Annotated in this window: 27 protein-coding genes; 22 read left to right on the forward strand and 5 right to left on the reverse strand. The window is 38.1% G+C overall.

From position 1 onward, the window contains the following. Positions 1 to 78 precede the first annotated feature (78 nt). Positions 79 to 726 (forward strand): forespore capture DNA-binding protein RefZ, encoded by a 648-nt coding sequence (refZ, locus tag SCI76_RS16495; protein WP_014458012.1) that lies wholly within the window; start codon positions 79 to 81, stop codon positions 724 to 726. On the opposite strand, the gene hisJ is transcribed toward refZ, so the two are convergent. Continuing rightward, entirely contained in the window at positions 718 to 1,512 is a 795-nt protein-coding gene (gene hisJ, locus SCI76_RS16500) for a histidinol-phosphatase HisJ (protein ID WP_168761346.1), read from the reverse strand. The two genes, refZ and hisJ, sit on opposite strands and share 9 nt — an antisense overlap. Positions 1,513 to 1,725: 213 nt before the next feature. On the opposite strand from hisJ, the gene ezrA reads away from it, so the two are divergent. Beyond that, positions 1,726 to 3,417 carry a septation ring formation regulator EzrA gene (ezrA, locus tag SCI76_RS16505; protein ID WP_013059480.1) on the forward strand — a complete coding sequence of 564 codons (1,692 nt, stop codon included), beginning with the start codon at positions 1,726 to 1,728 and terminating at the stop codon, positions 3,415 to 3,417. A 30-nt stretch (positions 3,418 to 3,447) separates the two neighbouring features. Here the strand turns inward: ezrA and brnQ are convergent, their stop codons facing one another. After that, positions 3,448 to 4,803 (reverse strand): branched-chain amino acid transport system II carrier protein, encoded by a 1,356-nt coding sequence (gene brnQ, locus SCI76_RS16510; RefSeq protein WP_014458014.1) that lies wholly within the window; start codon positions 4,801 to 4,803, stop codon positions 3,448 to 3,450. 222 nt (positions 4,804 to 5,025) lie between these two features. On the opposite strand from brnQ, the gene SCI76_RS16515 reads away from it, so the two are divergent. The 4 genes from SCI76_RS16515 to SCI76_RS16530 all read left to right on the forward strand — a co-directional run bounded on the left by SCI76_RS16515 (position 5,026) and on the right by SCI76_RS16530 (position 9,379). Then, positions 5,026 to 6,168 carry a cysteine desulfurase family protein gene (locus tag SCI76_RS16515; protein WP_014458015.1) on the forward strand — a complete coding sequence of 381 codons (1,143 nt, stop codon included), beginning with the start codon at positions 5,026 to 5,028 and terminating at the stop codon, positions 6,166 to 6,168. Positions 6,169 to 6,174: 6 nt separating this feature from the next. Then, complete coding sequence (gene thiI / locus SCI76_RS16520) at positions 6,175 to 7,386, forward strand: tRNA uracil 4-sulfurtransferase ThiI (RefSeq protein WP_014458016.1); 1,212 nt, start codon at positions 6,175 to 6,177, stop codon at positions 7,384 to 7,386. An 88-nt stretch (positions 7,387 to 7,474) separates the two neighbouring features. Continuing rightward, positions 7,475 to 7,663, forward strand: coding sequence for an alpha/beta-type small acid-soluble spore protein (locus SCI76_RS16525; RefSeq protein ID WP_028411804.1), 189 nt, complete (start codon positions 7,475 to 7,477; stop codon positions 7,661 to 7,663). Between the two features lie 123 nt (positions 7,664 to 7,786). Further along, entirely contained in the window at positions 7,787 to 9,379 is a 1,593-nt protein-coding gene (locus SCI76_RS16530) for an amidohydrolase (protein WP_168761344.1), read from the forward strand. Positions 9,380 to 9,402: 23 nt separating this feature from the next. Here the strand turns inward: SCI76_RS16530 and SCI76_RS16535 are convergent, their stop codons facing one another. Continuing rightward, the gene (locus SCI76_RS16535; protein ID WP_028411802.1) at positions 9,403 to 10,203 is read right to left on the reverse strand and encodes an NAD kinase; all 801 of its coding nucleotides are present in this window, start codon (positions 10,201 to 10,203) and stop codon (positions 9,403 to 9,405) included. 149 nt (positions 10,204 to 10,352) lie between these two features. Here SCI76_RS16535 and sppA point away from each other — a divergent pair, with 149 nt between their 5' ends. The 8 genes from sppA to SCI76_RS16575 all read left to right on the forward strand — a co-directional run bounded on the left by sppA (position 10,353) and on the right by SCI76_RS16575 (position 17,565). Next, on the forward strand, positions 10,353 to 11,363 hold the full coding sequence (sppA, locus tag SCI76_RS16540) for a signal peptide peptidase SppA (RefSeq protein ID WP_028411801.1): 1,011 nt from the start codon (positions 10,353 to 10,355) through the stop codon (positions 11,361 to 11,363). Between the two features lie 10 nt (positions 11,364 to 11,373). Next, on the forward strand, positions 11,374 to 11,877 hold the full coding sequence (locus SCI76_RS16545) for an RDD family protein (RefSeq protein WP_099331324.1): 504 nt from the start codon (positions 11,374 to 11,376) through the stop codon (positions 11,875 to 11,877). A 235-nt stretch (positions 11,878 to 12,112) separates the two neighbouring features. Then, on the forward strand, positions 12,113 to 12,811 hold the full coding sequence (locus SCI76_RS16550) for a DUF2953 domain-containing protein (RefSeq protein ID WP_028411799.1): 699 nt from the start codon (positions 12,113 to 12,115) through the stop codon (positions 12,809 to 12,811). Between the two features lie 13 nt (positions 12,812 to 12,824). Next, on the forward strand, positions 12,825 to 13,292 hold the full coding sequence (gene ytfJ / locus SCI76_RS16555; protein WP_028411798.1) for a GerW family sporulation protein: 468 nt from the start codon (positions 12,825 to 12,827) through the stop codon (positions 13,290 to 13,292). 138 nt (positions 13,293 to 13,430) lie between these two features. Continuing rightward, on the forward strand, positions 13,431 to 13,964 hold the full coding sequence (gene tpx, locus SCI76_RS16560) for a thiol peroxidase (RefSeq protein ID WP_407544047.1): 534 nt from the start codon (positions 13,431 to 13,433) through the stop codon (positions 13,962 to 13,964). A gap of 147 nt (positions 13,965 to 14,111) precedes the next feature. Beyond that, entirely contained in the window at positions 14,112 to 15,104 is a 993-nt protein-coding gene (locus SCI76_RS16565) for a class I SAM-dependent methyltransferase (protein WP_034271473.1), read from the forward strand. A 196-nt stretch (positions 15,105 to 15,300) separates the two neighbouring features. Continuing rightward, complete coding sequence (locus SCI76_RS16570; protein WP_013059468.1) at positions 15,301 to 16,491, forward strand: acetate kinase; 1,191 nt, start codon at positions 15,301 to 15,303, stop codon at positions 16,489 to 16,491. 228 nt (positions 16,492 to 16,719) lie between these two features. Further along, complete coding sequence (locus tag SCI76_RS16575; protein ID WP_231099269.1) at positions 16,720 to 17,565, forward strand: EcsC family protein; 846 nt, start codon at positions 16,720 to 16,722, stop codon at positions 17,563 to 17,565. A gap of 25 nt (positions 17,566 to 17,590) precedes the next feature. Here SCI76_RS16575 and SCI76_RS16580 read toward each other — a convergent pair whose 3' ends face one another. After that, on the reverse strand, positions 17,591 to 17,905 hold the full coding sequence (locus SCI76_RS16580) for a hypothetical protein (protein WP_099331323.1): 315 nt from the start codon (positions 17,903 to 17,905) through the stop codon (positions 17,591 to 17,593). A 313-nt stretch (positions 17,906 to 18,218) separates the two neighbouring features. Here SCI76_RS16580 and SCI76_RS16585 point away from each other — a divergent pair, with 313 nt between their 5' ends. The 7 genes from SCI76_RS16585 (at position 18,219) to SCI76_RS16615 (ending at position 25,075) form a co-directional block, all read left to right on the forward strand. Further along, a complete protein-coding gene (locus SCI76_RS16585; protein WP_033579611.1) occupies positions 18,219 to 19,427 on the forward strand; it encodes an argininosuccinate synthase in 1,209 nt (402 codons plus the stop codon). Beyond that, the gene (gene argH, locus SCI76_RS16590) at positions 19,424 to 20,812 is read left to right on the forward strand and encodes an argininosuccinate lyase (protein ID WP_014458026.1); all 1,389 of its coding nucleotides are present in this window, start codon (positions 19,424 to 19,426) and stop codon (positions 20,810 to 20,812) included. The genes SCI76_RS16585 and argH overlap by 4 nt, the downstream gene beginning before the upstream one ends. Positions 20,813 to 20,976: 164 nt before the next feature. Next, positions 20,977 to 21,144, forward strand: coding sequence for a hypothetical protein (locus SCI76_RS16595; RefSeq protein ID WP_013059463.1), 168 nt, complete (start codon positions 20,977 to 20,979; stop codon positions 21,142 to 21,144). Positions 21,145 to 21,295: 151 nt separating this feature from the next. Next, complete coding sequence (ald, locus tag SCI76_RS16600) at positions 21,296 to 22,417, forward strand: alanine dehydrogenase (protein ID WP_328180114.1); 1,122 nt, start codon at positions 21,296 to 21,298, stop codon at positions 22,415 to 22,417. 113 nt (positions 22,418 to 22,530) lie between these two features. After that, positions 22,531 to 23,208 (forward strand): metal-dependent hydrolase, encoded by a 678-nt coding sequence (locus SCI76_RS16605; RefSeq protein ID WP_033579823.1) that lies wholly within the window; start codon positions 22,531 to 22,533, stop codon positions 23,206 to 23,208. Between the two features lie 232 nt (positions 23,209 to 23,440). After that, positions 23,441 to 23,677, forward strand: coding sequence for a hypothetical protein (locus tag SCI76_RS16610; RefSeq protein WP_033579613.1), 237 nt, complete (start codon positions 23,441 to 23,443; stop codon positions 23,675 to 23,677). A gap of 81 nt (positions 23,678 to 23,758) precedes the next feature. Continuing rightward, positions 23,759 to 25,075, forward strand: a complete 1,317-nt coding sequence (locus SCI76_RS16615) for a CBS domain-containing protein (protein WP_028411790.1) — start codon at positions 23,759 to 23,761, stop codon at positions 25,073 to 25,075. A gap of 270 nt (positions 25,076 to 25,345) precedes the next feature. Here SCI76_RS16615 and SCI76_RS16620 read toward each other — a convergent pair whose 3' ends face one another. After that, positions 25,346 to 25,642, reverse strand: a complete 297-nt coding sequence (locus SCI76_RS16620) for a YtpI family protein (RefSeq protein WP_028411789.1) — start codon at positions 25,640 to 25,642, stop codon at positions 25,346 to 25,348. A gap of 251 nt (positions 25,643 to 25,893) precedes the next feature. On the opposite strand from SCI76_RS16620, the gene SCI76_RS16625 reads away from it, so the two are divergent. Further along, positions 25,894 to 26,832 (forward strand): bifunctional oligoribonuclease/PAP phosphatase NrnA, encoded by a 939-nt coding sequence (locus SCI76_RS16625; RefSeq protein WP_033579614.1) that lies wholly within the window; start codon positions 25,894 to 25,896, stop codon positions 26,830 to 26,832. The last annotated feature ends 16 nt before the right edge of the window (positions 26,833 to 26,848 follow it).

Genomic DNA, 26,848 nt, shown 5'->3' on the forward strand with positions numbered 1-26,848 from the left:
TAAATACTGTAACGATTTCTACACAATTTTGCAATCATATGTGTTTTGTAAAAATAAATCGAAATGAGGTGTAGATAGATGGCTGTACAGTCAAAAACGAAAGAGAAAATTATTGATGCGGCCGTTTCTCTTTTTAACGTAAAAGGTTTTGATGGTACGTCGGTGCGCGAGATTGCAGGAAAAGCGAAAGTGAACGTAGCGAATATTTCATATTATTTTCATAGCAAAGAAGGATTGCTTGAAAGTTTAGTGATTTCTTATTTTGAAGGTTATATTGGGGTGCTGGAGCAAGCATTTCAAGAAATGAAAAAGCTGTCTTCAACAGAAAGTATGATCGTAATGATTCGAGCTATCTTACATTACCAGCACGAAAATAGGCATATTGCCCGGCTCGTATATAGAGAAATCTCTCTTGACACGATTTTAATTCGAGAAGTTATGACTACGTATTTAACCAAGGAAAAATACTACTTAAAAACAATCCTTGAAAGAGGGATGAAAGAAAAGGAGTTTCGAAAGCTGCACGTTTCCTTTACAATCATTGAGCTTAAGGGCATGCTGTCTATGCCTTATCTTCATCCTCAGTACCTAAGTGAAGTTCTTCATATATTGCCTCACGAACCGTATTTTGTTCAGCAATATGCGATTGAGCTTGAGCGATGGGTGCACACAACGGTATGTTTGCCATATGAACGGACAAACAAACTTCGCGTTCAATTATCTTAAATGAAGCTCTCTATAGCCTTGGCCTAAATCCTTCGCACAGTGGGCGTCTGACCCATATACGAGAGGGATTTTTTTCTGTTGGGCTGCCTTTACGACAAAGGGAGCTGGATACGCTTCCTTGCACAAAGGCTTAAACAATCCTGCACCATTATAATCCAACGCCAGATCTTTCATTTTTATTTCATCGAGTATTGATAAAATAATAGGGGAAAGTGTGTCTTCATATGGAAATTGAGCTTGAAATTTATGTACGAGTGTCATATGACCAATGCGCTTAGGCTTATAAACGCCTAAATTGGCCTGTACAGAGCGTAATACCGTGTTGTAATACTTATCATATACTTTGCTTACGCTGCCAAACTTCTGTACAATATGTGCAAATACGTCAGCGCTAAAATCCAGGCAGTCATATCCTTCTTCATGTTTTAAGAAATGGACAGAAAGGATGCTGTCATCGAGACAAGGACCATACTCGTTTAAGAAAGCTGTTGTTTCTTGTTCAAATCCTTCAATAAAGTCAACTTCCAATCCGACATTGATACGAATATCGCGCTCAAATTCTTTTTTAACTTGCTGTACGTTTTGAATGTAGCGATCAAGTTTGTCAGGATCCATTCCGCTGTCGCGATCAGGCGTCGGATCACTGAAGCTTTTTGGTAATGGAGCATGCTCTGTAAACGAAATCTCGCCAAAGTTCAGGGAAATCGCCTGTTCAACATATTGTTGCAATGAATCAGGTGAACCGTGTGGGCAAAATGGAGTATGAATATGTTTGTCAACTTTCATAAAAAATGCCTCCTTTTTTCTTCTTTTTCCATTGTAACGACACAAAGTGACTCCATGCCAATATTTTGTATAAAAAAATTTAATTTTTTGCTCAAAAGTTGGACTTTACATGGTATCATAAAAACATTGACGCAAAAAAATTTAAAGGATTAAATTCACCCTTTTTATAAATAAGAAACTTGTCATGTAGAACGCACTGTAAGGGGGCTTAGTATGGAATTCATTATAGCACTAATCATACTTATTATCGGATTAGTTGTGTACGGAATGTTTTCACGTAAAAAGATTTATCAAGAAATTGATCGCCTGGAAACGATCAAAGTCGAATTAGCAAATACGCCAGTTGCAGAGGAAATTTCAAAAGTAAAAGAATTGAACATGACAGGTCAAACTGAAGAGCTATTTGAACGTTGGCGTGAGCAGTGGGATGAAATTATATCAACTAATCTCCCGAAAATTGATAAAGAACTGTTTGAAACGGAAGAAGCAGCAGATAAATACCGGTTTAAAAAAGCGAAGCAGTTATCTATACATATTGATCAAGCCTTAGAACAAACCAAGATAGATATTGAAAACATACTTACTGAACTTCAAAATTTAATTGGTAGCGAACAAGATAATCGATATGATATTGAGGAATTAAATCAGCTTCACCGCCACGTGAAGAAAAAATTGCTCGCACATCGGTATTCCTATGGAAATGCTGAAAAAACGTTAGAATACGCAATTAATACATCTAAAGAGCAGTTTAAAAAATACGAGGAAGAGACGATTAACGGAAACTATCTTCAAGCACGTGAGATTGTTCTTCAATTAAAAACTGATTTAACAGCTATTGATTCGTATTTAGAACAAATTCCAAAAGTGTTAGTTGAGTGTCAGACCACTCTTCCTGTTCAGTTCAATGAACTGCTTGACGGGTTCCGCGAAATGAGTGAGCAGGGATATGTGTTAGATCATCTGCAAGTAGAAGAAACGGTAGAGCTTTTAAAACAAGAAACTGCTGAAATTATTGCAGATATTGAAGAATTATATGTGGAAGAAGCGATTACAAAACTAGATGATGTGAACGAACGCTTAGAGCAGTTATATGACTCACTTGAGCATGAGGTTTTCTCCTATCATAAAATGAACCGTGAATCTCATACGGTATCTAACTTCCTTCGTATGCTTCAAGAACGAAACCGTGAACTTCGTGAAGAAACGCTATTTGTACAGCAGAGCTATCATTTTAAAGAGCGCGATTTAGACGTATATTATAAAATGGACCGCGAACTAAAACGATTGACTAACTTGTACTATAATATTTCGGACAAGGTGGCGGAGCACAATTTAGCCTACAGTGTGATCCAAGAAGAACTCGAAGACGTTTCCAAACAGCTTAATCAATTAAAAGAATCTCAGGAATCCTATAGCGATATGCTACAAGCTCTTCGCAAAGATGAGCTCTCGGCTAAGGACAAAATAGAAGAACTGAAATCTCAGTTGATTGAAGCAAGACGCCTTATTCAAAAAAGCAACCTTCCCGGTGTTCCTGAAGAATACAAAGTGCAGCTTGAAAAAACGGTTCATATCTTAAATGAAGTAACCGCTAAGCTGAAAGAAAAACCGCTTAATATTCAAGCTGTTCAATCTTTACTTGAAGATGCTGTTGGTTTTGTTCAGGATACATTTGATGAAACAGAGGCAATGTTAGAAGAGGCGCGACTCGTTGAAAGAGTGATTCAATACGGTAACCGTTATAGAAGTACTCATCACTCGATTGCACAGTCTTTAGAAGAAGCAGAAGAAGCGTTTCGTCATTACGAATACAAAGAAGCATTAAAACAGGCATCTGCAGCTATTGAGCAAGTAGATCCTGGTGCGCTGGATCGTATACAGCGTATTGTATCTTCACAGAGTTAAAAAGCTCGTGTCCAAAGGACACGAGCTTTTTTATGACGCTTTTCTTTGTATACTATCTGTGTGATGTGTACCTCTTGCAATACTAATAATATAGCCTATGAAGGCAGCAGCAACTGTTGGAATAAGCCAGCCAAGGCCTTGGCTATAAAGCGGCAAATAGTTTTTGAAAAAATTGTCTATGCTTGTTAGGATAATTCCTGCTGCTTTTAACCCGTCAAAAATGCTCAGAATCGAGCTAATGATTACGGCTGTCACATATACTTCTCGACCAAACGAAATGGCTCTTTCAATTAATGATAAAGCAATTAGCGTAATGGCAATAGGGTATACAAAGGTCAAAATAGGTATGGAAATAGAAATTAATTGAGTAAGCCCTACATTTGAAATAACAGCACTAAACAGCATTAAAATGACAACAAATGTTTTATATGACATGCTTGGCACCAGCTGCGTGAAAAATCGTGCGCAAGCAGAAGTTAATCCGATGGCTGTCGTTAGACAAGCAAATGTAATAGCGAGTCCTAAAATAATGGTGCCAAACGAACCGAATAATGTTGTAGCTACAGCTGTTAAAATAGCTCCTCCATTTTCTTTCATACCAATTGCTTCTACGCTTGAAGCGCCGACATACGCGAGAGAAAGATAAACGATAGCTAACCCAGCAGCAGCAATCAACCCGGCTTTGATACATACCGAAGCAAGTGTTCGTTCGTCCGTTACGCCTTTTTCCTTAATACTGTTGATAACAACGATGCCAAATACGAGAGCTGCAATTGTATCCATTGTCAAATATCCATCAATAAAGCCGCCCGTAAATGGAGAGGCTATATATTTGGCGTGAGGTTCTTGAAAAGAACCCATAGGTGTCATTAAACTTTTGATAGCTAAAAGAGCTAATACTGCGAGCAGTAAAGGAGTTAGAATTTTTCCTATGCGATCAACAATTTTAGTTGGATTCAATGATAAATAAAGTGTTAGGCCAAAGAAAATAACGGTATAGACCATTAAAGGAATCTTGCTTGCAACCGCATTTTCTGATAAAAATGGGGTCACACCGATTTCAAACGCTACCGTATCCGTTCTGGGTATACCAAAAAAAGGGCCAATTGCTAAGTAAAGCAATATAGTAAAAGAAATCCCGAAAATAGGGTGAACTTTTTTAGCTACTTCGGTAAAGTTTCCATTACTTTTAGAAACAGCGATTATCCCCATAAGCGGAAGTCCTACACCTGTAATGAGAAAACCGATAATGGAACTCCAAGTGTGTGTTCCGGCTTGCTGTCCGAGCAAAGGAGGGAAAATCATATTTCCCGCTCCAAAAAAGAGAGCAAACAGCATAAGACCGATGGCAAGTATTTCTTTGTTAGTGAGTGCTTTGGTTTTCATAATGCCTCCTAGTGTTTCTTATGTTGATGATTAAATTTTCTGACTTTTTAAAAACTAAAAGTACGTGATACATACTACCACATTTATGGAATCATATATAGGTTTTTTCGAAAAAATCTAAATAGTTTATTAATAATAAAAGGAACGCCTAATTTAAAAAAATACCAAGGTGTGGTATGATAATACGTTGTTCCGAAAAAATGAAGAAGGGGGCGCGCATCCTTGATTTATTTAGATAATAGCGCTACAACAAAACCCTATAATGAAGTCATACAATCTTTTACCAAAGTAGCTACAACTTATTATGGCAATCCATCGTCCCTCCATCAATTTGGCGTACAGGCGGAGAATTTGTTGAGCCGTTCACGTGAGCAAGTAGCAGAATTGCTGCACGTATCGTCAAATGAAATTATCTTTACATCAGGAGGAACAGAAGGGAATAATTTGGCTATTAAAGGCGTAGCGATGCAATATAAAAGCCGAGGTCAGCATATCATTACGACAAATATTGAACATGATTCCGTTCATGAACCATTTAAGCAGTTAGAAGCACTAGGATTTAACGTTACGTATGTTCCGGTAGATTCAAGTGGATTTGTGTCACCTGCGGCTATTGAATCAGCTATTACGGATGAAACCATTTTAGTATCTGTTATGCATGTAAATAATGAAATTGGCACCATTCAGCCAATTGAAGAAATTGGACAGATGCTCACGAACTATTCGAAGGTGCTTTTTCATGTCGATCATGTGCAGGGGGTTGGAAAAGTTCCGCTTTCTTTAGCAAATCATAAAATTGATTTATGCACATTATCAGGACACAAAATTCACGGCTTAAAAGGAACGGGAATTTTATATAAACGAAATGGAGTTCAGCTTCATCCGTTGCTTAGCGGAGGCTCTCAGGAAATGCAGCATCGATCAGGCACGGAAAATGTTCCGGGAATCGTAGCATTTGCTAAAGCACTTCGTTTAACACTTGAACATGCAGCTCAGAATCAGCAAAAAATGCAGAAAATAAAAGCAGAACTGATGGACAAACTTTCTGCTCACGAAAGAATCACGATTAATACGCCGAATGAGCATTCAGCTCCCCATATTATAAATTTTACAGCGCAAGGTATTAAAGGTGAGGTTTTTGTTCACGCTCTTGAAGAAAAAGGAGTGTTTGTATCAACTACATCTGCCTGCTCATCAAAACGAAAAAAGCCAAGTAAAACGCTTTTAGCTATCGGTAAAAATTACGAAGAAGCCGATCAGTCCATTCGTTTGAGCTTGTCAGGATTAAATGACTATAATGAAGTAACGCCCATTATAAATGCTATTTTCACAGTAATTGAAGATCTAAAGAAAGTAATGAGGTAAATAACTATGATATATAACCATATTTTAATTCGATACGGAGAAATCTCCACTAAAGGACAAAATAGAAAAAAATTTGTTGCGCAGCTAAGAAAAAATATTGTAACGGCTCTTAGTGCATTCCAAAACATTCACGTAAAATACACAAGAGACCGCATGTATATTCACTTAAATGGTGAAAATCACGAGCCTATCATTGAACGTCTTCAGCAAATCTTTGGTATTCAAAGTTTTAGTTTAGCATTAAAAGTTGAAAATGAACTTGAAGCCATTCAAGAAGCAGCGCTAGAAGCAATGAAAGAATTTGATATAGAAGGAAAAACGTTCAAAGTATCTACTCGAAGAGCGTACAAACAATTTCCTCTTGATACAAACGAATTAAATTATGCAGTAGGAAGTCATATTCTACGAAATACAGAGCATCTACAAGTAAATGTAAAAGAGCCAAGCGTAAATGTACGAGTAGAAGTGAGAAGTGAAGCAACGTATATTACATGTTTTGATTATCGCGGAGCAGGGGGTCTTCCAGTTGGTACGAGTGGAAAAGCGATGCTCATGCTTTCTGGAGGAATCGACAGCCCGGTTGCAGGATACTTAGCTATGAAGCGCGGTTTAGAAATAGAAGCGGTTCATTTTTATAGTCCGCCTTTTACAAGTGAACGTTCTAAGCAAAAAGTAATTGATTTAACGCAAAAATTAACGGCTTATCACGAAAAAGTAAAGCTTCACATTGTACCGTTTACAGCTGTACAGCAAGCGATTCAAAAACAAATTCCAGAGAATTATACGATGACTTCTACACGTCGTATGATGCTTCGAATTACGGACCTTATTCGTGAAAAAAATGAATCGTTAGCTATCGTAACTGGAGACAGCTTAGGGCAAGTAGCTAGCCAAACTGTTGAGAGCATGTATGCGATTAATGAAGTGACGAATACGCCAATTTTGCGTCCGCTTGTGACAATGGATAAAACGGAGATTGTTGAAATTGCCCGTAAGATTGATACGCATGAAATTTCGAATCGTCCGTATGAAGACTGCTGTACCATTTTTACGCCAAGCTCACCAAAAACTAAGCCAAAGCGTGAAAAAATAAATCGATACGAACAATTTTATGATTTTGAAACATTAATTCAAGAAGCGGTAAATAATGTAGAAACGCTTGAGATGACAGCTTCTTCGGCTACAAATACCGCAGACAGCGTAGAAGATTTGTTTTAAAAGTAAAATTTCATAAAATTACCAAAAAAATAATGTATGATGCCATGTGTTTTGACACAATCTATATTCAACAAGGAGGTGAAAACACATGGCAAACACAAACAAATTAGTAGCTCCTGGTTCAGCAGCTGCTATCGACCAAATGAAATACGAAATCGCTTCTGAATTCGGTGTAAATCTTGGACCAGAAGCAACAGCTCGCGCTAACGGATCTGTTGGTGGAGAAATCACTAAACGCTTAGTTCAACTAGCTGAGCAACAACTTGGTGGTAAATAAGTCATATTAACTAAATAATGATGGCTAAAAAGAGTGGGGGAAACCCCACTCTTTTGTCTTGTTTGTTTTGTCACGTATAATAGAGAAAAGGTCAAGCTTTATAAAGTAAAGGAGATGTTGGCGATGGGAACTTTATTTTACGGCGGCAAAATATATACGATGCGAAAAGAAGATGAGCATGTAGAAAGCGTATATGTTGAAAAAGGATTTATTGAAGATATAGGTGCAGAAGAAGAGTTAAGAATCAAATGGGGTCCTGTAATTGAAAACGAAGTACACCTCAAAGGATATACAATGTACCCTGGCTTTGTAGATAGCCATCTTCACTTAATTGGTCACGGTGAAAAGCTTCTTCGGCTTGATTTGTCTCAAGCTACTTCTCGGGAAGATGTGTTGAGGCGTGTTCGGCAAAAAGTAGAGAGTACGCCAAAAGGAGAATGGGTGATCGGGGAAGGCTGGGATGAAAATCAGTGGAAAAATTCCTCATTGATTCAGTATCAAGATCTTGATCAGCTTTCAACTGAACATCCTATTATGTTGAAGCGAGTTTGTCGTCACGGATTAGTAGCGAACGGAACAGCTCTTAAAATAGCCGGAATTACAGCTGAAACACGTGATCCGGAAGGAGGTGTTATCCAAAGAGATGAAGCTGGAAATCCTACCGGTTTTTTGGCTGATCAAGCGCAAGAATTAGTAACGGCTCATATTCCTCAAGTATCAGAAGCATACATTCGACAAGCGCTCTCAGTGGCCATAAAAGATTGTGTTCAGCACGGATTAACGGGTGGACATACGGAGGATTTAAATTATTATGGAGGCTTTTTGCGTACATATCAAGCATTTCAAGACGTTATTCATAAAAAAAAGCAGCTGTTTCGTGCTCATTTACTTGTTCATCATGAAGTTGTAGATGATATGTATACATACTGTGAAGAAAAGAAAGACACATCCGATTTTATCGAAATAGGACCAATGAAGATTTTTGCTGATGGTTCGCTTGGCAGTCAATCTGCGCTTTTAAGCTTTCCCTACAAAAGCGAGCCTTCTACAAGAGGTATAGCTATTCAATCACTAGATGAATTAAAGCAGCTAGTGAGGAAAGCGAGAGAATTGGGCATGACCGTTGCAATTCATGCGATTGGTGATTTAGCGTTTCAATACGTAGTAGAAAGCATCGAGCAATACCCTCCTCAAACAGGGCAAAGAGATCGTATCATTCATGCGCAGATTTTACGAAAAGATTTAGTTGATCGTGTAAAAAATCTTCCTGTTGTATTGGATATTCAGCCTCGGTTTTTAGCCAGTGATTTTCCATGGGTTATTGAAAAAATTGGAGAAGAGCATTTGGATTATTGCTATGCGTGGAAAACGTTATTGGACGAGGGCGTTATGTGTGCAGGTGGATCGGATGCGCCTATTGAACCTATCAATCCAATGTTAACGATTCATGCAGCGGTTTCAAGAAAAACTTCTCCAAACAGCTCGGTCGTTTACATACCTTCTGAGCGACTGACTGTGTTTGAAGCTGTTCAGCTGTTTACGTTAGGAAGCGCGCAGGCCATTCATCAAGAGCATAAAAAAGGATACGTTCAAAAGGGTTATGTAGCTGATTTTACCGTATTAGAACGAGATCTGTTTGAGATACCTGCAGATGATATTCCAGGGGTACGGGTGCAGATGACTGCTATTGATGGAGAAATTGTATATCAAAAATAAAAAGCGCCCAAGGGCGCTTTTTGTTATAGAAATGTACGCTTAACTCGTTGCCAGAAAGAGTTATCTTTCAGCTTAACCGTTTTAATTTGACGGTCGCTTAAACGAATTTGAACTTGATCAACTTGACGTGCATTTAATGCTTCGTTATCTATTCCAATAATTGGATTGTGGTTGTTGTCATTGGATAGTTTTAAAGTGAGCGTATGCTCAGCGCTTAGGATGAATGAAGATCCTAATGTACGATAGTTATTATTATTTAACGATGCCAATTCGCTGACTTGCATACAAGGAATTAACGGATCAACTACGGCTCCATTTACTGATTTATTATAAGCCGTACTGCCTGTTGGTGTTGAAATAATCATCCCATCCCCACGGAATGTTTCAAAGTGATTTTCGTTAATAAAAACATCTAGACTGAATGTTTTTATAACACCTGATCGAATGGAACATTCATTTAAGCAATAAAAAGAAGTTCCTTGATCAATTTGAGTTTGTAAAACGGGAAATCGACGTACTTCTATATTTTCTGTTGTAATAGCTTCAATCATTTTATCCGTTTCATCAATATGAAAATCGCAGTAAAAGCTTAGCTGATCTGAAGTTGTGACACCAGCATATAAGCAGTCATCTCGAAAGCCAGATTGACGGACAGCCTGCAAGAAAGCTCCGTCACCGCCAATACTTACAATGATGTTAGCGCTGTCGAAATGGTCTACTACATGAAAATCATATTGTTTTGCAAGTTCAATAAGTGGACTTACGAGCGCCTTTGTTTCCTGGTTTTTTGGATGAAAGAAATAAACGTTGCGACGATTTGGCATAGATAGTTCCCCCTTGTTTGTCTGATATGTAAAATATTAGCGATAAAGTAAACTTTTTAAAAAAAGTTTGTTACAATAATTATAGCATTATTGCTTTAAAAATTAAAAGAATAATCTTTTAATTCTGACACCTAAAAAGGAGGATTTTCATGAACAAAAAAAGGTGGATTGCTCTTTTGATTGCGGCCTGCTTATTCATTTTCTCTGCGATTGTTAATGTTGGTTTTTCAGTCAAAGAAGAAAAAGATGACGGTCTGGCAGGCATATTTGGAGGAGACGACAGTGAACTATCAGAAACAGTTATCGAAAAAGGGAATGCAGCTAAGAAAATTGCAGTACTAGAGGTCAATGGAACGATTCAAGATACAGGAAGCGGTTCCTCTCCGCTTATGTCTCAGAATGGTTATAACCACCAAGCATTTTTAAAGCAGCTAGAGGCTGCAAAAAATGATAAGGCAGTTAAAGGAGTCATTATTAAGGTGAATTCACCGGGCGGGGGCGTCGTTGAAAGTGCTGAAATACATAAAAAAATTGAAGAGCTGAAGAAAGACACGAAAAAGCCAGTTTATATTTCAATGGGATCAATGGCTGCTTCAGGAGGCTATTACATTTCAACAGCTGCTACTAAAATCTATGCAATCCCTGACACTTTAACAGGTTCACTAGGTGTAATTATGCAAAGCGTTAACTATGGCAAGCTGGCGGATAAACTAGGAGTAGAATCTGTTGTTATTAAAAGCGGGGCTCATAAAGATATTATGTCTCCAACAAGAGAAATGACCGGAGAAGAAAAAGAAATTATGCAAACACTTGTAGACAACTCGTATGATGGTTTCGTCAATGTTATCTCTGAAGGACGTCACCTTTCTAAAGAAAAAGTGCGTTCTATTGCAGATGGACGAGTGTACGATGGACGTCAGGCTAAAGAGCTGAAGCTGGTCGATCAACTAGGCTATTTTGAAGATACGGTAAAAGGAATGGAGAAAGATTACAAGTTAAAAGGTGCACAAGTAATTCAATACAATCAAGGATTCGGACTGCCTTCTTGGCTTTCAATGAGCATGCAAAAAGTAATTGGTGGAGATGAACAAGTTACCGCAATGTTAAAAACATTTGCGCAGCCAAGCTCTCCGCGCTTGATGTATTTATATGCAGAATAGAGGTGGGAACATGGAAAATCAATCTCATTCAACCGAATCAAACGACACTATAAAACATGAGCCAGCGGTAAGTGCTCCAATAGGTAGTGAATTCCATTATGCAGGCTTTTGGATGCGCTTTTGGGCATATCTTTTGGATCTAGCTGTAGTAGCTAGCTTGAACTCCCTGCTGATCAAACCCATTTTCCATTTAGCAGATATTCCTCAAGGGGATGGATTTTTTTCTCCCTATACGATTGTGACGGTGATTATCTTTTATGGTTATTTTGTTTTAATGACCAAGTATTTTGGACAAACGCTTGGAAAGATGGTGTTTGGGCTTAAAGTAGTATCACTGAAAGACTCCACTTTAACTTGGCCTGTTGTGCTGTTTCGTGAAGGAATTGGACGTTATATTTCTAAAACAGTTTTTTTTCTTGGCTATTTGTTAGTTGCTTTTTTACCTAAAAAGCAAGGAGCGCATGATTACTACGCAGATACAACCGTTATACATGAAGGTACAATAAGCAGATAATAAAAAGAGGCTGGGGCAAAAATATTTAGACGAATTGAAAAACGAACCATTGATCAAGGTGTTTGATTAGTGGTTCGTTTTTTTGGGTTATGGTAAACGTAGGTTTCATTTATGTAGATCTTTCTAGCAGCTGATTGGATTCATTTCGTTATGTCTCAACCTCTTTTTATTGTTTTCATAAGGTTTAATATTCTCTGTTTTGGAGATAATGTGAAGCTAAGAAGGAGTGAAGGATGTGCTATGGCTTTTATGGATATTGCTAGCACTTTTAATTGTTATTGTACTTATTGTATGGACAAAAATCACGCTATTTGTAGAGCTTCATCATGTCCGAGATAACGATTATTACAGAGTGAGACTCAGGGCTTGGTTTGGTCTTATTCGCTATACATATGAAATTCCGGTAGTGAAAGTAAAAAAAGATTCTCCTCGTTTGCTTGTTGAAAAGAAGAAAGGAATGGGTGATCAAGGAAAAGAAGACGAGAATTCATGGAGTGATTATTCTGTAGAAGACGGGTTAAGCATGTTAGAAAATGCGAAGCAATTCCTTGAACAGGTAGTCGGTTTTCATAAAATTTTTCGTCGTTTCTTACAGAAAGTGACGGTAAGGGATATTAAATGGCACAGCCGTTTCGGCTTAGGTGATGCTGCGCTAACAGGCGTACTTACCGGGGCGGTATGGTCTGCAAAGGGGGGCATAGTTGGTATAATCAGCCGTTATATGAAACTAAAAGATATGCCTGTAATGAGCGTTACTCCTGTATTTCAACATCTTTGGTCAGAAACGGTATTTGAGTGCATAATTTCTTTTCGAGTTGGTCAAGCTATTCTAGTAGGTTTACGGACCTTGAGATACTGGCGGCATACGTCCAAAAAGCGTCGCAAAAGATGGAAGTCGTCAAATAAGAACAAGACACACTCTGTGAAAACATAAGGAGGTTATCTTAATGGCAGAACATCCAATTAAAAGTTTAATGTCGACAGCTATGGAAAATTTAAAGGAAATGATTGATGTTAATACAATCATTGGTGATCCCGTAGAAACACCTGATGGCAGCGTTATTTTAACTGTCTCAAAAGTAGGTTTTGGCTTTGCAGCGGGCGGAAGCGAGTTTGGAGTAGAAGGGCATGCGCCATCTTCTCCAGGGCAGCATCAGCAAGAATCAGGTCATCCATTTGGCGGAGGTAGCGGTGGCGGTGTATCAATTACGCCAATTGCCTTTTTAATTGTGAGTGGAAGCGGAATTAAAATGCTTCACCTTAATGAAAGTACACATTTATATGAAAAGATTTTAGATACAGCACCTCAAGCAATTGAACGCGTGCAGCAAATGTTCAAGCGAAATAACCATCAGCAGGATCATCATAATCAACAAAATCAGCATCATGACGGTGCAAATGATTTTAATTTGTAGGGATAAAATAAAGCTTTGCTTGCTTCTTTGAACGATAAAAGAAGCAAGCAAAGCCTTTTTTTATTGGGCATGTTTTCTAGCATATAGCGTTATAGTATGTATGTCATTTAATTGCAATATAGAGACAGACAAGCTAATATGAACAGTGTACATACTTATTTAAAGGAGGAATTATTCGTGACTAAATTTAAAGGTAACGATGTAACATTATTAGGAAATCAAGTAAAGGTTGGAGACAAGGCGCCAAACTTTACCGTTTTAGCAAATGATTTATCAGAAGTAACGCTTGACAGTACAAAGGGTTCTGTTCGCCTAATCAGTGTAGTTCCTTCTATTGATACTGGAGTTTGTGATGCGCAAACTCGCCGCTTCAACGAAGAAGCAGCTAAATTAGATAACGTAAAAGTATTAACAGTGAGCGTAGATTTACCGTTTGCTCAAAAGCGCTGGTGTGGTGCTAATGGCATTGATAATGTTCAAACATTATCTGACCACCGCGACTTATCTTTCGGCGAAGCATATGGTGTAGCTATTCAAGAATTACGCTTATTGGCTCGTTCAATCTTTGTAGTAGACTCAAATAACAACGTAACGTATGTTGAGTACTTACCAGAAGTAACTGAGCATCCGAACTACGAAGCAGCAATCGAAGCAGCTAAAGCAGCTAAGTAAGATTGTCGATGGCGTTCGGCAGAAGGCGGAAAACAATGTTTTTCGCCTTCTTTGTGTTTTAAGAAGCTTTTATGATAAAATATGATGTTCCAAATAGGACGTTTACTCATTTATATAGATATCATTTCATTACACAGGAGGCAGAATATGAGTCAATTAGCTAGTATGGAAAAGCTATTTGGTGTAATTGATCAAACAGCTATTATTTTAAGAAAAGAACTAAACTGCGTATATTTAGAAGCAGTAGCTGAAACGGGAGAAAACTTGTTTCAAGGAACTATTTTGCAAGAAGAGCTAGATGAGGTAACCAAAAAACGTTTAAAAAAAGAATACGATTCAATCACGCTTGATCATTTTGAAAAAGAAACGATTCGAAAAGCATATCAGCTAGCTATTTTAAAAGGGATGAAAGAAGCAGTTCAGCCTAACCACCAAATGACCCCTGATGCTGTAGGACTATTTGTCAGCTACTTAGTTGGAAAATTCATGGCAGGAAAAGATAAGTATACGCTTTTAGATCCAGCAGTAGGAGCTGGAAACTTATTAACAACCATTTTAAATACACACGCTGCGTCAATTGAACATGTATACGGTGTAGATGTGGATGATTTATTACTTCAACTGACATATGTAAATGCAAACTTACAGAAGCACGGCGTTCAATTATTTAATCAAGACAGCTTACAGCCGCTTTTTATTGATCCTGTTGATTTAGTTGTCTGTGACCTGCCGGTTGGTTATTATCCAAACGATGAAGGGGCAAAAGAGTATAAAGTAAGAGCTGAAGAAGGTCATACCTATGCTCATCACTTATTCATTGAACAAAGCTTGCGCCATGTAAAAGACGGAGGATACGTAGTAGCTCTTATTCCAAATAACTTGTTCGAATCTGAACAGTCTCATTTATTACAGCCGCTGCTAAAAGAGGAAGCAATCGTTCAAGGAATCGTTCAGCTGCCGCTTTCAATGTTCAAACAAGAGCAGGCTGCTAAGAGTATTATCATTCTTCAAAAGCAAGGAGAAGGGGTAACGGCACCTGAGAACGCGCTGCTTGTGAATTTGCCGAAGTTCAGTAATCGAGAAGCAATGAGTGATATTATGGCTCAAATGGACCAATGGTTTCGCGTTAATAAAAAGTAAGTCTTTTTCGAAAATAATGAATATTTGCCGGTAGCGTTTTCATGATGTATAGCTCTTGAAATCTATTGTCGTGAATGATTAAATGAATAAGGATAGAAATCGTGTCGAAATGCATAGAATATTGTAGAGATTACACTTTTATGTTCTGTTCGTTATGTTTATGATGCACGTATAATAAAGAAGGAGCTGTTTTTTTATGTCAAAAATCATGGCAATCAACGCCGGCAGTTCTTCACTTAAGTTTCAATTATTTGAAATGCCAAGTGAGACGGTATTAACAAAAGGTTTAGTAGAACGAATTGGTTTAGATAACGCTGTTTTCACGATCTCGGTAAATGGTGAAAAACAAACGGATATTACAGAAATCCCTGACCATGCTGTTGCAGTTAAAATTTTAGTTGAAAAGTTACTTTCTCAAAACATCATTCAATCATACGATGAAATCACTGGTGTAGGTCACCGTGTCGTACACGGCGGAGAGAAATTTGCTGACTCTGTTTTAATCACAGATGAAACACTAGCGGAAATTGAAGCTTTATCTGATTTAGCACCGCTTCACAACCCAGCAAACATTGTGGGAATTAAAGCGTTCCAAGATATTCTTCCAAATGTTCCAGCTGTAGCAGTCTTCGATACAGCATTCCATCAAACAATGCCAGAAAAATCATTCTTGTACAGCTTACCGTACGAGTACTATGAAAAGTATGGCGTTCGTAAATACGGTTTCCACGGCACATCTCATAAATATGTTTCTGAGCGTGCAGCTGAGCTTCTTGGACGCCCAATTGAACAATTACGCTTAATCTCTTGTCACTTAGGTAACGGTGCAAGTATCGCTGCAATTGAAGGCGGAAAGTCAATTGATACATCAATGGGCTTCACACCATTAGCTGGTGTAGCAATGGGAACTCGTTCAGGTAACATTGACCCTGCATTAATTCCATTTATTATGGAGAAAACAGGAAAAACTGCTGACGAAGTATTAAATGTATTAAATAAAGAAAGTGGTCTTTTAGGTGTATCTGGTATTTCTAGTGACCTACGTGATCTAATCAAAGCAAGCGCTGAAGGCAATGAACGCGCTGAAACAGCACTTGAAGTATTTGCTAGCCGTATTCATAAATATATCGGTTCTTATGCTGCTCGTATGTCTGGTGTAGATGCAATCATCTTCACAGCAGGTATTGGAGAAAACAGTGATGTTGTACGTGCTCGCGTTCTTCGTGGTTTAGAGTTCATGGGCGTTTATTGGGATCCAGCTTTAAATAGTGTACAAGGAGAAGAAGCATTTATTAGCTACCCTCATTCTCCAGTTAAAGTTATGGTTATTCCTACAGACGAAGAAGTTATGATTGCACGTGACGTTACTCGTTTAGCGAATATTTAAGTTCATAAAGTGCCTCTTCAATGCATGAATTCTCATAAATTGTCAGGCAAACTAACGAAAAGCTGATTTCCTTGTTAGGAAATCAGCTTTTTTATATAGCGTAAGGAGCTGACGGTTGAAAGAAGGTTTACAACGTATAGAAGAAAGAAATAATATAGGAAGCAAAATGTAACGGATGCATTATTTGTTATAATAAAAATAAAACTACTTATTTCTTGAAAGGGTGACATGATGATATTAACGAATCGCGAAGAACAGCTTTTGGAAGAAATCTATAAATGGGAAGAGAGCTTACAGAGCGTAGAAGCAACTGAGATGGAGTTATTGTACGAAGAATGGTTAGAAAAAGGCCTTAACTTAATTCCTGCTTCTGTTCGTGAGACCTATTTACATAAAATTGATGAGGGACTCTTTCAGTTAACTGCATTAATTCAAGGTACGGAAATGCAAACTCAAGCGACAAAACGAATTATTGAAACCGCCCGTGTATTCAAAGAAGATATCACAGATCTGTCAGAAATGAATTCCCTTCAAGTAGATCAGCTTTCTTATATATGCGAACAGCAAATGGCCAAGCTGCGGTTGTATGCGCTGAGTCAAGGAGCACTTTCAGGAACCGGCCAATCGCTGCTAGTCGGTATTGATATACCCGCTGTTTTATGCATGAATATTCAAGCGGTGCAACAGGCAGCAATGAGCTACGGCTATCATATCCAGACTCCTTCAGAGCTTATGCTAACGCTAAAAGTTTTTCATGCAGCAACGTTACCTAGACACCTTCAGGCTGAGGGGTGGCATCAATTAAAGAGTGAGCTAAGCCAAGAATTTGACCCGTATTTTTATGAAGGTGTTGATCAAATTGTAGATAAGACGTGGCTGCAAAAAATCGTTGTGCAAATTGGAAAAACGCTAGCTATATTTTCTGCGAAGCGAAAAGTTTATAATCGTTTGCCAATTGTGAGTATGATGGTTGGCGGAGGGATGAATTATCGAATGGCCAAACAAGTGACAGATTATGCGAAGCGCTTTTACCAATACCGCTATTTGCTGGATAAGAAAAACGAGTCTCATTAATTTTTCATGAGACTCGTTTTTTTGTCTATCCGTGAACTTTTTCTGATATTTCCTCATTTGTTCGATACCAAAGCCACAAATCATTAATAATAGAAGCAAGTTCTCCTATCTCGCTATTTAATTCACAGGAGCGGATAAAATTAGTCTCATCTTCTAACGCCGCTTGTTTTTGATTAATCCTCTTTTCTACAGATTGAATTTTGTCTGGAATTTGCCCTCGAATGGATTCCCATGTTAAGAGGATATCCTGCTGAACTTTTTCAGAATAGAATGTCCATTCTCTTTCAAGAGCAGGAATTTTTATACCGAGTCTGTTGTCATAAGTAAAAAAGCGCTCCATTTTTTCACCTCTTCCCTTCCATTTTATACAATGACAAAAGCCAGAGCTACTTTAAGTGAAAAATAAATCATTTATACTTGATTTATGCATATAAATATACAATGCATTTAAGGCAGGAATATTCATTCACGTCTATTTTTACAGTATTTTAAAAGCTTTTATCCTATTAAATTAAAAAAACGTGAATTTATATACTTTTTTTTGAATAACTATTGAAAATAGATTAAAAAGTTGTTAAAGTAATAGTAGATTAAATGAATAAAAATTAAAACGGTTGTATTAATATATATATAATTTGTAGGAGGAATAGATGATGAGTAATCCAAAAGTTGTTTTAGCATATTCCGGAGGTTTAGATACATCAGTTGCAATTAAATGGTTACAAGAAAAAGGGTACGATGTGGTAGCTTGCTGTTTAGACGTAGGCGAAGGAAAAGATCTGAAATTCGTTAAAGAAAAAGCCTTAACAGTTGGAGCGGTATCGTCATATGTGATTGATGCAAAAGAAGAATATGCTAATACATTTGCATTAGCAGCACTTCAAGCACACACGTTATATGAAGGAAAATATCCATTAGTATCTGCACTATCTAGACCGCTAATCGCTAAAAAGCTTGTAGAAGTAGCAGAACAAGAAAATGCAGTAGCTGTCGCACATGGATGTACGGGAAAAGGAAATGACCAAGTGCGTTTCGAAGTATCAATTAAAGCATTAAATCCACACTTAGAAGTTTTAGCTCCTGTTCGTGACTGGAAATGGTCTCGTGAAGAAGAAATCGAGTATGCAAAAGAAAAGAATATTCCAATTCCAATTAACTTAGACAGCCCATTTTCAATTGACCAAAACTTATGGGGAAGAAGTAACGAGTGCGGCGTTCTTGAAGATCCTTGGGCAGCTCCACCTGAAGAAGCATATGACCTAACGGCTTCTCTTGAAAATACTCCGGACACAGCCGATGTAGTAGAAATTGAATTCGTTGAAGGTGTTCCAGTAGCATTAAATGGTCAATCTTATACGCTAGCTCAGTTAATTCTAGAATTGAATGAAATTGCAGGTAAGCACGGAGTAGGACGTATTGATCATGTAGAAAACCGTCTTGTGGGAATCAAATCACGTGAAGTATATGAGTGTCCAGCTGCTATGACATTAATCAAAGCACACAAAGAGCTTGAAGATTTAACATTAGTGAAAGAAGTCGCGCACTTCAAACCAGTGATTGAGAAAAAATTAACAGAAGTTATCTATGAGGGTTTATGGTTCTCTCCATTAACAAATTCCCTGCTTGCATTCTTAAAAGACACGCAGCAATATGTGAACGGAACAGTGAGAGTAAAACTATTTAAAGGGCATGCTATCGTAGAGGGACGTAAATCTCCTAATTCTTTATACAATGAAAAACTTGCAACATATACAAAAGAAGATGAATTTGATCACAATGCAGCAGTTGGTTTTATCTCATTATGGGGTCTTCCAACACAAGTGAGCAGCATGGTAAATCAAAAGAAGGTGACAACGGTATGACCAAACTTTGGGGAGGGCGTTTTACGAAACGCCCTGAACAATGGATTGACGAGTTCGGTGCGTCCATTTCATTTGATCAGCATCTTGTAGAAGAAGATATTGAAGGCAGTTTAGCACATGTAACAATGCTTGAGAAATGCAGCATTCTTTCTGGAGATGAAGCGTCACAAATTAAAAAAGGCCTTCAAACACTGCTTGAAAAAGCTAAGAAGAAAGAATTAACATTTTCTGCTCAATATGAAGATATTCATTTGAATTTAGAAAAGCTATTAATTGATGAAATTGGTCCGGTTGGAGGTAAGCTTCATACGGGTCGAAGCCGTAATGATCAAGTTGCTACAGATATGCACTTATATTTAAAAAAGCATGTTCAGCAAATTGTAGGACTGATCGAAAATCTAGAAGATGTGCTGCTTACAAAAGCAGATCAGCATGTCGAAACTATTTTTCCAGGCTACACACATTTACAGCGCGCGCAGCCGGTTTCTTTTGCTCATCATCTAATGGCTTATGTTTCAATGTTTAAGCGTGATGCTGAGCGTTATGCGGAATCACTAAAGCGTATTGATTTATCTCCTTTAGGAGCAGGAGCTTTAGCTGGTACGACATTTCCAATTGATCGTCATTACAGCGCGGAGCTTCTAGGCTTTAATGGAATTTATCAAAACAGTATGGATGCTGTCAGCGACCGTGACTTTATTTTAGAGTTTTTGAGCAACAGTTCTATTTTAATGATGCATTTATCTCGTTTTTGTGAAGAGTTAATTTTATGGTCTAGTCAAGAGTTTCAATTTATTGAAATGGATGATACGTATGCAACTGGCAGCAGTATTATGCCTCAAAAGAAAAATCCTGATATGGCAGAGTTAATTCGTGGTAAAACAGGACGAGTATATGGTCATTTATTTAGCTTGTTGACTGTGTTAAAAGGCACACCTTTAACATACAACAAAGACTTGCAAGAAGATAAAGAAGGCATGTTCGATACGGTTACAACGATTGAAGGCTGCTTAACAATCTTTGCTGGCATGATTGAAACAATGACAGTAAAAACAAATGTTATGGAAAAAGCTACGAAACAAGATTTTTCAAATGCAACGGAGTTAGCTGACTATCTTGCTGCAAAAGGTATGCCGTTTCGTGAAGCACATGAAGTGGTTGGGAAACTAGTTCTCGTTTGTATTCAGAAAAATATCTACCTAATGGATTTGCCGCTCGAGCAATATAAAGAAGCGTCAGATTTATTTGAGGAAGACATCTACCATGTATTAAGTCCAAAAACAGCTGTTAATCGCCGCAATAGCGCGGGAGGAACAGGGTTTGAACAAGTGAAAAAAGCAATTCAGCTAGCTAAAGATGAATTGCATGAAAAAGCTTCAATATAAAACAGTTTTCAAAACGTCCGCAGAAAATTCTGCGGGCGTTTTTTGATGTGAGATAAATGGTATAACTAGAGCAATAAAGAAGAAAATAGAAAAGATCATGTAAGAGATTATGAAATAAAGTTCACATTCGTAAAGAAAATAGAGTGAAAAAGGAGAAGTGACATATGAAAGACAAAAAACATCCGCAGCATGTATATGAATATGATTTTGAAGGAGAAAAAGAGACATCAAGACAGCTAATGGATTCTTATTCAAGCGGCGTTATTGGCGATGCTATGGCTTCCGTAGTTGAAAATCCAGAAGCACAGAGTGATAACGAACTATATGAATAACTACATGCATATACTGTATATAGACTAAGAAAAGCAGGATTATGCTGAGCTCTATCGAAAGGTAACGTCATAGTAAATCCGGTTTTCTAAAGGATTTGGTGTGGCGTTCTTTTTTTCAGTTAATCACTGATATAAGAAAAGAGGGATAAAGGTGAAAATTGGAGTGCCGAAAGAAGTAAAAAATAATGAAAATCGCGTGGCTATTACTCCAGCTGGTGTTACAGCTTTAGTTAACGGTGGGCATGATATATATATTGAAACACAGGCAGGAGAAGGCTCTGGATTCCATGATGAAGATTACACAAATGCAGGAGCTTCTATTGTAAATACTGCAAAAGAAGCATGGGATGCTGAAATGGTTATGAAAGTAAAAGAACCGATTTCAGAAGAATACGGATATTTTCGTGAAGGACTTATTTTGTTTACGTATTTACATTTGGCAGCTGAAGAAGCGTTAACGAAAGCATTGATTGATAAAAAGGTAGTGGGTATCGCTTATGAAACGGTACAGCTTCCAAATAAAAGCTTGCCTCTGTTAACGCCGATGAGCGAAGTTGCAGGAAGAATGTCTTCTCAAATTGGAGCTCAATTTTTAGAAAAAACCAAAGGTGGCAAAGGGATTTTGTTAAGTGGGGTGCCAGGCGTGCAAAGAGGAAAAGTAACAATTATTGGAGGAGGAGTAGCGGGAACCAACGCTGCTAAAATTGCGGTCGGATTAGGGGCTGATGTCACAATAATTGATTTAAACGCTGATCGCCTTCGCCAGCTGGATGATTTGTTTGGTAAAGAAGTGACAACATTAATGTCAAATCACTACAATATCGCACAATCTGTAAAAGAGTCAGATTTAGTGATAGGAGCGGTTCTCATACCGGGAGCTAAAGCGCCAAAGCTTGTCACCGAGGAAATGGTTCAAACGATGTCAAAAGGGTCAGTTGTAGTTGATATTGCCATTGACCAAGGCGGAATTTTTGAAACAACTGATCGTATTACTACTCACGATAACCCGACTTACTCGAAGCATGAGGTCTTGCATTATGCTGTTGCTAATATGCCAGGGGCTGTTCCCCGCACGTCGACCTTAGCGCTGACCAACGTAACGGTTCCTTATGCTCTGCAAATAGCAAATCAGGGATATAAAAAAGCGTGCTTAAAAAACCCTTCCCTTCTTCAAGGCATCAACACCCTAAATGGGTTTGTCACTTACGCGGCTGTTGCAGATGCACACGGTCTAACTTACGCTGATGCAACAACTTTATTAGAGCAAGCATAATAAGGCATGTTTTTGCGCAGTTTGTGATATGATAGCCGCGTATTCACTTGTTTTGTAACCAAAACAGACGGGTAGAATATAGAAAAGGTTAGTGTAAAAGGAGAGAATATATGATGCACGTTTCTTATCATGGACATTCTGTTGTTAAAATTGAAACAAAAGGAAAAACAATTTTAATTGACCCGTTTATCACTGGAAATGAATTAACAGATTTACATGCTGAAGATGTAAAAGCAGATGTGATTTTACTGACTCATGGCCATAATGATCATGTAGGCGACACGGTGGAAATTGCTAAGCGCAGCGGTGCACTTGTTGTGGCAGTAGCAGAATTAGCTACATATCTTAGCTGGCAAGGCTTAAACGTACATCCAATGAGCATAGGCGGAGCCTATACATTTGATTTTGGTACGGTAAAATTGACACAAGCTTTCCACGGTTCAAGTTATACAGAAAATAATGAGAAAATTATTTATACAGGAATGCCGGCTGGTTTGCTTTTAACGATTGAAGGAAAGACAATTTATCATGCTGGAGATACGGCTTTATTTTCTGATTTAAAGTTAATTGGTCGCCATGAGCCTGACGTAGCATTTCTTCCAATTGGAGATAACTTTACAATGGGACCTGAAGATGCGGCTATCGCAGCGGAATGGGTGCAGGCAAAGCTTGTTGTGCCAATTCACTACAATACATTTCCTGTAATTAAGCAAGATCCTCATCAATTTGTTGAGTCTTTATCTGGTATTGAAGGAAAAGTATTAAAAGTTGGAGAAGGATTGGATCTTTAATCATAAATAAAGGCTGGGACAAAACGATTTCAGTTAAAGTTAAAAAAGAACGAGTGATTGATAATATCGATCACTCGTTCTTTTTTTATTGTTAAGGTGAACGTAGGTTTCACATTTGTTCATCTTTAGATTGAATCGATGCAGTTATGTCTTAATCTCTTTTTATTTGCAAAGAAACGTTCTGCTTTTTTTACTTTCCCGCATACGATAGTAATAATAAGGAGGGAGAGTTATGGAAAAAAATCGAGTTATTTTATCGCTTTTACTATGCGGAGTGATGCTTTACTATGCAATGCCGCACTTAGTGTTAACAACTGCGAGTTTGCAAGGGATTTTTAGTATAAGCTGGCTTACCTTTGCTCTTTTTGTAGCCGGAGGCAATTTGTCATCACTACTTTATGCACCGCGCCGTAAAAAGACAGGTATTCAAAAAAATAGTGCGAGAAAGCCTTTGCGTCAAAGAGGTTAGATTGAATCCATTTCACTTCCCCCGTATAATAAAAGAAAAGACATATGAAACGTAAAAACGTTTTAGAAGGGTGAAGTACACGTGGCGACAAAACATGAGCAAATTTTACAGTATATCGATTCGCTTCCAATTGGTGAAAAAATTTCAGTGCGCCAAATTGCCAAAGAACTGACTGTCAGTGAAGGCACGGCGTACCGAGCAATAAAAGATGCGGAAAATAAAGGATATGTTTCAACGATTGAACGAGTAGGGACTATTCGAATTGAACGAAAGAAGAAAGAAAACATTGAAAAGCTCACGTTTGCCGAAGTAGTAAACATTGTAGATGGACAAGTGCTGGGCGGACGTGAAGGTTTGCATAAAACGTTAAATAAGTTTGTTATTGGAGCGATGAAGCTTGATGCTATGATGAGGTATACCGAGGCTGGAAACCTTCTTATCGTAGGGAATCGAGTAAACGCTCATGAATTAGCCCTTGAAGCAGGCGCAGCCGTTTTAATTACGGGCGGCTTTGATACGGAAGAATGGGTTAAGAAGCTTGCGGATGATCTTAAGCTTCCTATTATTTCAACGAGCTATGATACATTTACAGTTGCAACGATGATTAATCGGGCTATCTATGATCAGTTGATAAAAAAAGAAATTGTGCTTGTAGAGGATATTTTAACACCCGTCTCTGAAGCGGTTAGCTTGCAGTTAACCGATACGATTGAAAAATGGCACGAATGTAACGATCAAACGCACCACAGTCGTTTTCCTGTAGTAGATCAGCATATGAAAGTTCATGGAATGGTTACCTCAAAAGATGTTATTGGATATGATCTTTCCACTTCGATTGAAAAAGTGATGACGAAAAATCCGATGACCGTTCACGGGAAAACATCGGTCGCTTCTTCCGCTCATATGATGGTATGGGAAGGGATTGAAGTGCTGCCTGTAGTGGACGATTACCACCGACTAGAAGGCATTATCAGCCGTCAAGATGTCTTAAAAGCGCTGCAAATGATTCAGCGTCAACCACAGGTAGGAGAAACCATTGATGACATTGTAACGAATCAATTTATGGACGTACAAGAGACAAAGGAAGCACCTGTCTATCGCTGTGAAGTAACGCCACAAATGACAAATTATATGGGAACTATTTCATACGGAGTTTTTACTACTATTGTGACGGAAGCTGCCAATCGTGTTCTGCGCTTATATAAAAAAGGTGATTTGGTTATTGAAAACATTACCGTTTATTTTATTAAACCGGTTCAAATTGAAAGTGTAATTGAAATTCGCCCTAAGCTATTAGAACTTGGTCGGAAGTTTGCTAAATTAGATGTAGAAGTCTACAACGCCGGAGTTGTAGTGGGAAAAGCGATGATGATGGCTCAGTTATTGGACAGAGTATAAAAAAAGAAGCTGGGACAAAAGTATGTTAGACGAAGTGAAAAACGAACCACTTATCAACCATGTTGATGATTGGTTCGTTTTTTTTGTTAGGGTAAACGTAGGTTTCACCTGTTGAGATTCTTCTAGCCATTGATTGGAGGGCAAGACGAAGACTCCCGCGGAAAGCGAAGTCTTGCACGGAAATCAACGGCGGTGTCTCAAGCGGTTCAGCTCATGTCTCCCATTTGTTCGTCTTTAGATTGGATTCCTCTCGTTATGCCTCAGCCTTTTTTACATTTGATCTGCTTCTTTTATTGCATAAGGCTGATAGTACTTATAAGCTTTGACACCTGCTATTATGCTACCTGAACCGAATAATACAAATAATATGCCGATGATAAGCGAAAGGTTTGTTTCGTAAATAAACCATTGATTGATCCCAAAAAATAATACAAAAGAGCCAAGACAAATACTCGACTTAGCGGAAATCCACTTTCGTTCCATTGGGCGTTTTGAACGTACGTATTTTACTTTTAAATACATGTAGAAAACAAAGGACACAACGATTAAAATCATAAAAAATGGCACAGACGCCCCTCCAGTCCGGTGTATTTCTATCCGTAATATTTCTAGATGCTAGTAATGCGTAGTGTTGAAAGTGTTTACAGTAGTATCTATTATTTTACAGGTCAATAACAGAAAATTCTACTATTGATTGATTCTTCTTTTAAAAAGGAGAAGAGATATGATTTAATAAAGATTATGGATACAGCGCTGTGGAAATATAAGTGCATGTGGTACGTACATAAAACAAGAACAGTATTGACAGGAGAGAGAAAATGAAAGCACAAATATTAGAAGCTATTAAGCAGTTTGACACCATCATTATTCACAGGCACATTCGTCCAGATCCAGATGCATACGGATCTCAGTGCGGATTAGCGGAATTGTTAAAAACATCTTTTCCGGAGAAGAAGGTATACGTAACGGGAGAAGAAGCGGAGTCGTTAAAATTTTTATACCGTATGGATGATATCGCCGATGACACCTATGAAGATGCGCTTGTCATCGTTTGTGATACGGCGAATGAAGCGCGTGTATCAGATCAGCGCTACGCAAGTGGAAAAATGATCATTAAAATCGATCACCATCCGAATCAAACTCCTTACGGTGATTTACTTTGGGTTGAGACGTCTGCTTCTTCAACAAGTGAAATGATTTATGAATTTTACTTGGAAGGAAAAGAAAAGGGGTTAGCTCTTAATGATGAAGGAGCAAAGTTAATTTTCACTGGTATTGTCGGTGATACGGGCCGATTTTTATTTCCAAATACAAAGCCGAAAACGTTTTGCTATGCAAGTGAATTGATTCAATATGGCTTCAATTTTAAGGATGTATATGATCAGCTATACAAAACAAAAGAAAACGTCGCTCACTTACATGGATATGTGCTGCAAAACTTCACGATGTCTCCAGCGGGAGTTGCTCACATGAAAATTCCGAATGAAATTCTTCGCAAATATGATGTGACACCTGCTGATGCCTCTCAGCTAGTCGGCTCGTTAGGACAAATTGATGGAGTGAAAACGTGGGTATTTTTTGTAGAAGAAGAAAATCAGATTCGGGTCCGCCTGCGTTCAAAAGAGCTTGTGATTAATACAATTGCTAGAAAATACAACGGAGGAGGCCATCCTCTTGCGTCCGGCGCTTCCATTGACTCATGGGAAGAAGTAGAGCCTTTACTACTTGATTTAGAAGAGCTCTGCAGTCAGGAGTAATCTGTAAAATAAGCCG

Origin of the sequence: Priestia sp. HNGD-A6, from assembly GCF_045784335.1 — a bacterium.
GTDB lineage: Bacteria > Bacillota > Bacilli > Bacillales > Bacillaceae_H > Priestia > Priestia zanthoxyli.

Bases quoted from the DNA above. Each gene is read 5' to 3' on its own strand.
- refZ (WP_014458012.1), top strand. From the start codon at position 79: ATGGCTGTACAGTCAAAAACGAAAGAGAAAATTATTGATGCGGCCGTT.
- hisJ (WP_168761346.1), bottom strand. From the start codon at position 1,512: ATGAAAGTTGACAAACATATTCATACTCCATTTTGCCCACACGGTTCA.
- ezrA (WP_013059480.1), top strand. From the start codon at position 1,726: ATGGAATTCATTATAGCACTAATCATACTTATTATCGGATTAGTTGTG.
- brnQ (WP_014458014.1), bottom strand. From the start codon at position 4,803: ATGAAAACCAAAGCACTCACTAACAAAGAAATACTTGCCATCGGTCTT.
- thiI (WP_014458016.1), top strand. From the start codon at position 6,175: ATGATATATAACCATATTTTAATTCGATACGGAGAAATCTCCACTAAA.
- SCI76_RS16525 (WP_028411804.1), top strand. From the start codon at position 7,475: ATGGCAAACACAAACAAATTAGTAGCTCCTGGTTCAGCAGCTGCTATC.
- SCI76_RS16530 (WP_168761344.1), top strand. From the start codon at position 7,787: ATGGGAACTTTATTTTACGGCGGCAAAATATATACGATGCGAAAAGAA.
- SCI76_RS16535 (WP_028411802.1), bottom strand. From the start codon at position 10,203: ATGCCAAATCGTCGCAACGTTTATTTCTTTCATCCAAAAAACCAGGAA.
- sppA (WP_028411801.1), top strand. From the start codon at position 10,353: ATGAACAAAAAAAGGTGGATTGCTCTTTTGATTGCGGCCTGCTTATTC.
- SCI76_RS16545 (WP_099331324.1), top strand. From the start codon at position 11,374: ATGGAAAATCAATCTCATTCAACCGAATCAAACGACACTATAAAACAT.
- ytfJ (WP_028411798.1), top strand. From the start codon at position 12,825: ATGGCAGAACATCCAATTAAAAGTTTAATGTCGACAGCTATGGAAAAT.
- tpx (WP_407544047.1), top strand. From the start codon at position 13,431: ATGAACAGTGTACATACTTATTTAAAGGAGGAATTATTCGTGACTAAA.
- SCI76_RS16565 (WP_034271473.1), top strand. From the start codon at position 14,112: ATGAGTCAATTAGCTAGTATGGAAAAGCTATTTGGTGTAATTGATCAA.
- SCI76_RS16570 (WP_013059468.1), top strand. From the start codon at position 15,301: ATGTCAAAAATCATGGCAATCAACGCCGGCAGTTCTTCACTTAAGTTT.
- SCI76_RS16575 (WP_231099269.1), top strand. From the start codon at position 16,720: ATGATGATATTAACGAATCGCGAAGAACAGCTTTTGGAAGAAATCTAT.
- SCI76_RS16580 (WP_099331323.1), bottom strand. From the start codon at position 17,905: ATGGAGCGCTTTTTTACTTATGACAACAGACTCGGTATAAAAATTCCT.
- SCI76_RS16585 (WP_033579611.1), top strand. From the start codon at position 18,219: ATGAGTAATCCAAAAGTTGTTTTAGCATATTCCGGAGGTTTAGATACA.
- argH (WP_014458026.1), top strand. From the start codon at position 19,424: ATGACCAAACTTTGGGGAGGGCGTTTTACGAAACGCCCTGAACAATGG.
- SCI76_RS16595 (WP_013059463.1), top strand. From the start codon at position 20,977: ATGAAAGACAAAAAACATCCGCAGCATGTATATGAATATGATTTTGAA.
- SCI76_RS16605 (WP_033579823.1), top strand. From the start codon at position 22,531: ATGCACGTTTCTTATCATGGACATTCTGTTGTTAAAATTGAAACAAAA.
- SCI76_RS16610 (WP_033579613.1), top strand. From the start codon at position 23,441: ATGGAAAAAAATCGAGTTATTTTATCGCTTTTACTATGCGGAGTGATG.
- SCI76_RS16625 (WP_033579614.1), top strand. From the start codon at position 25,894: ATGAAAGCACAAATATTAGAAGCTATTAAGCAGTTTGACACCATCATT.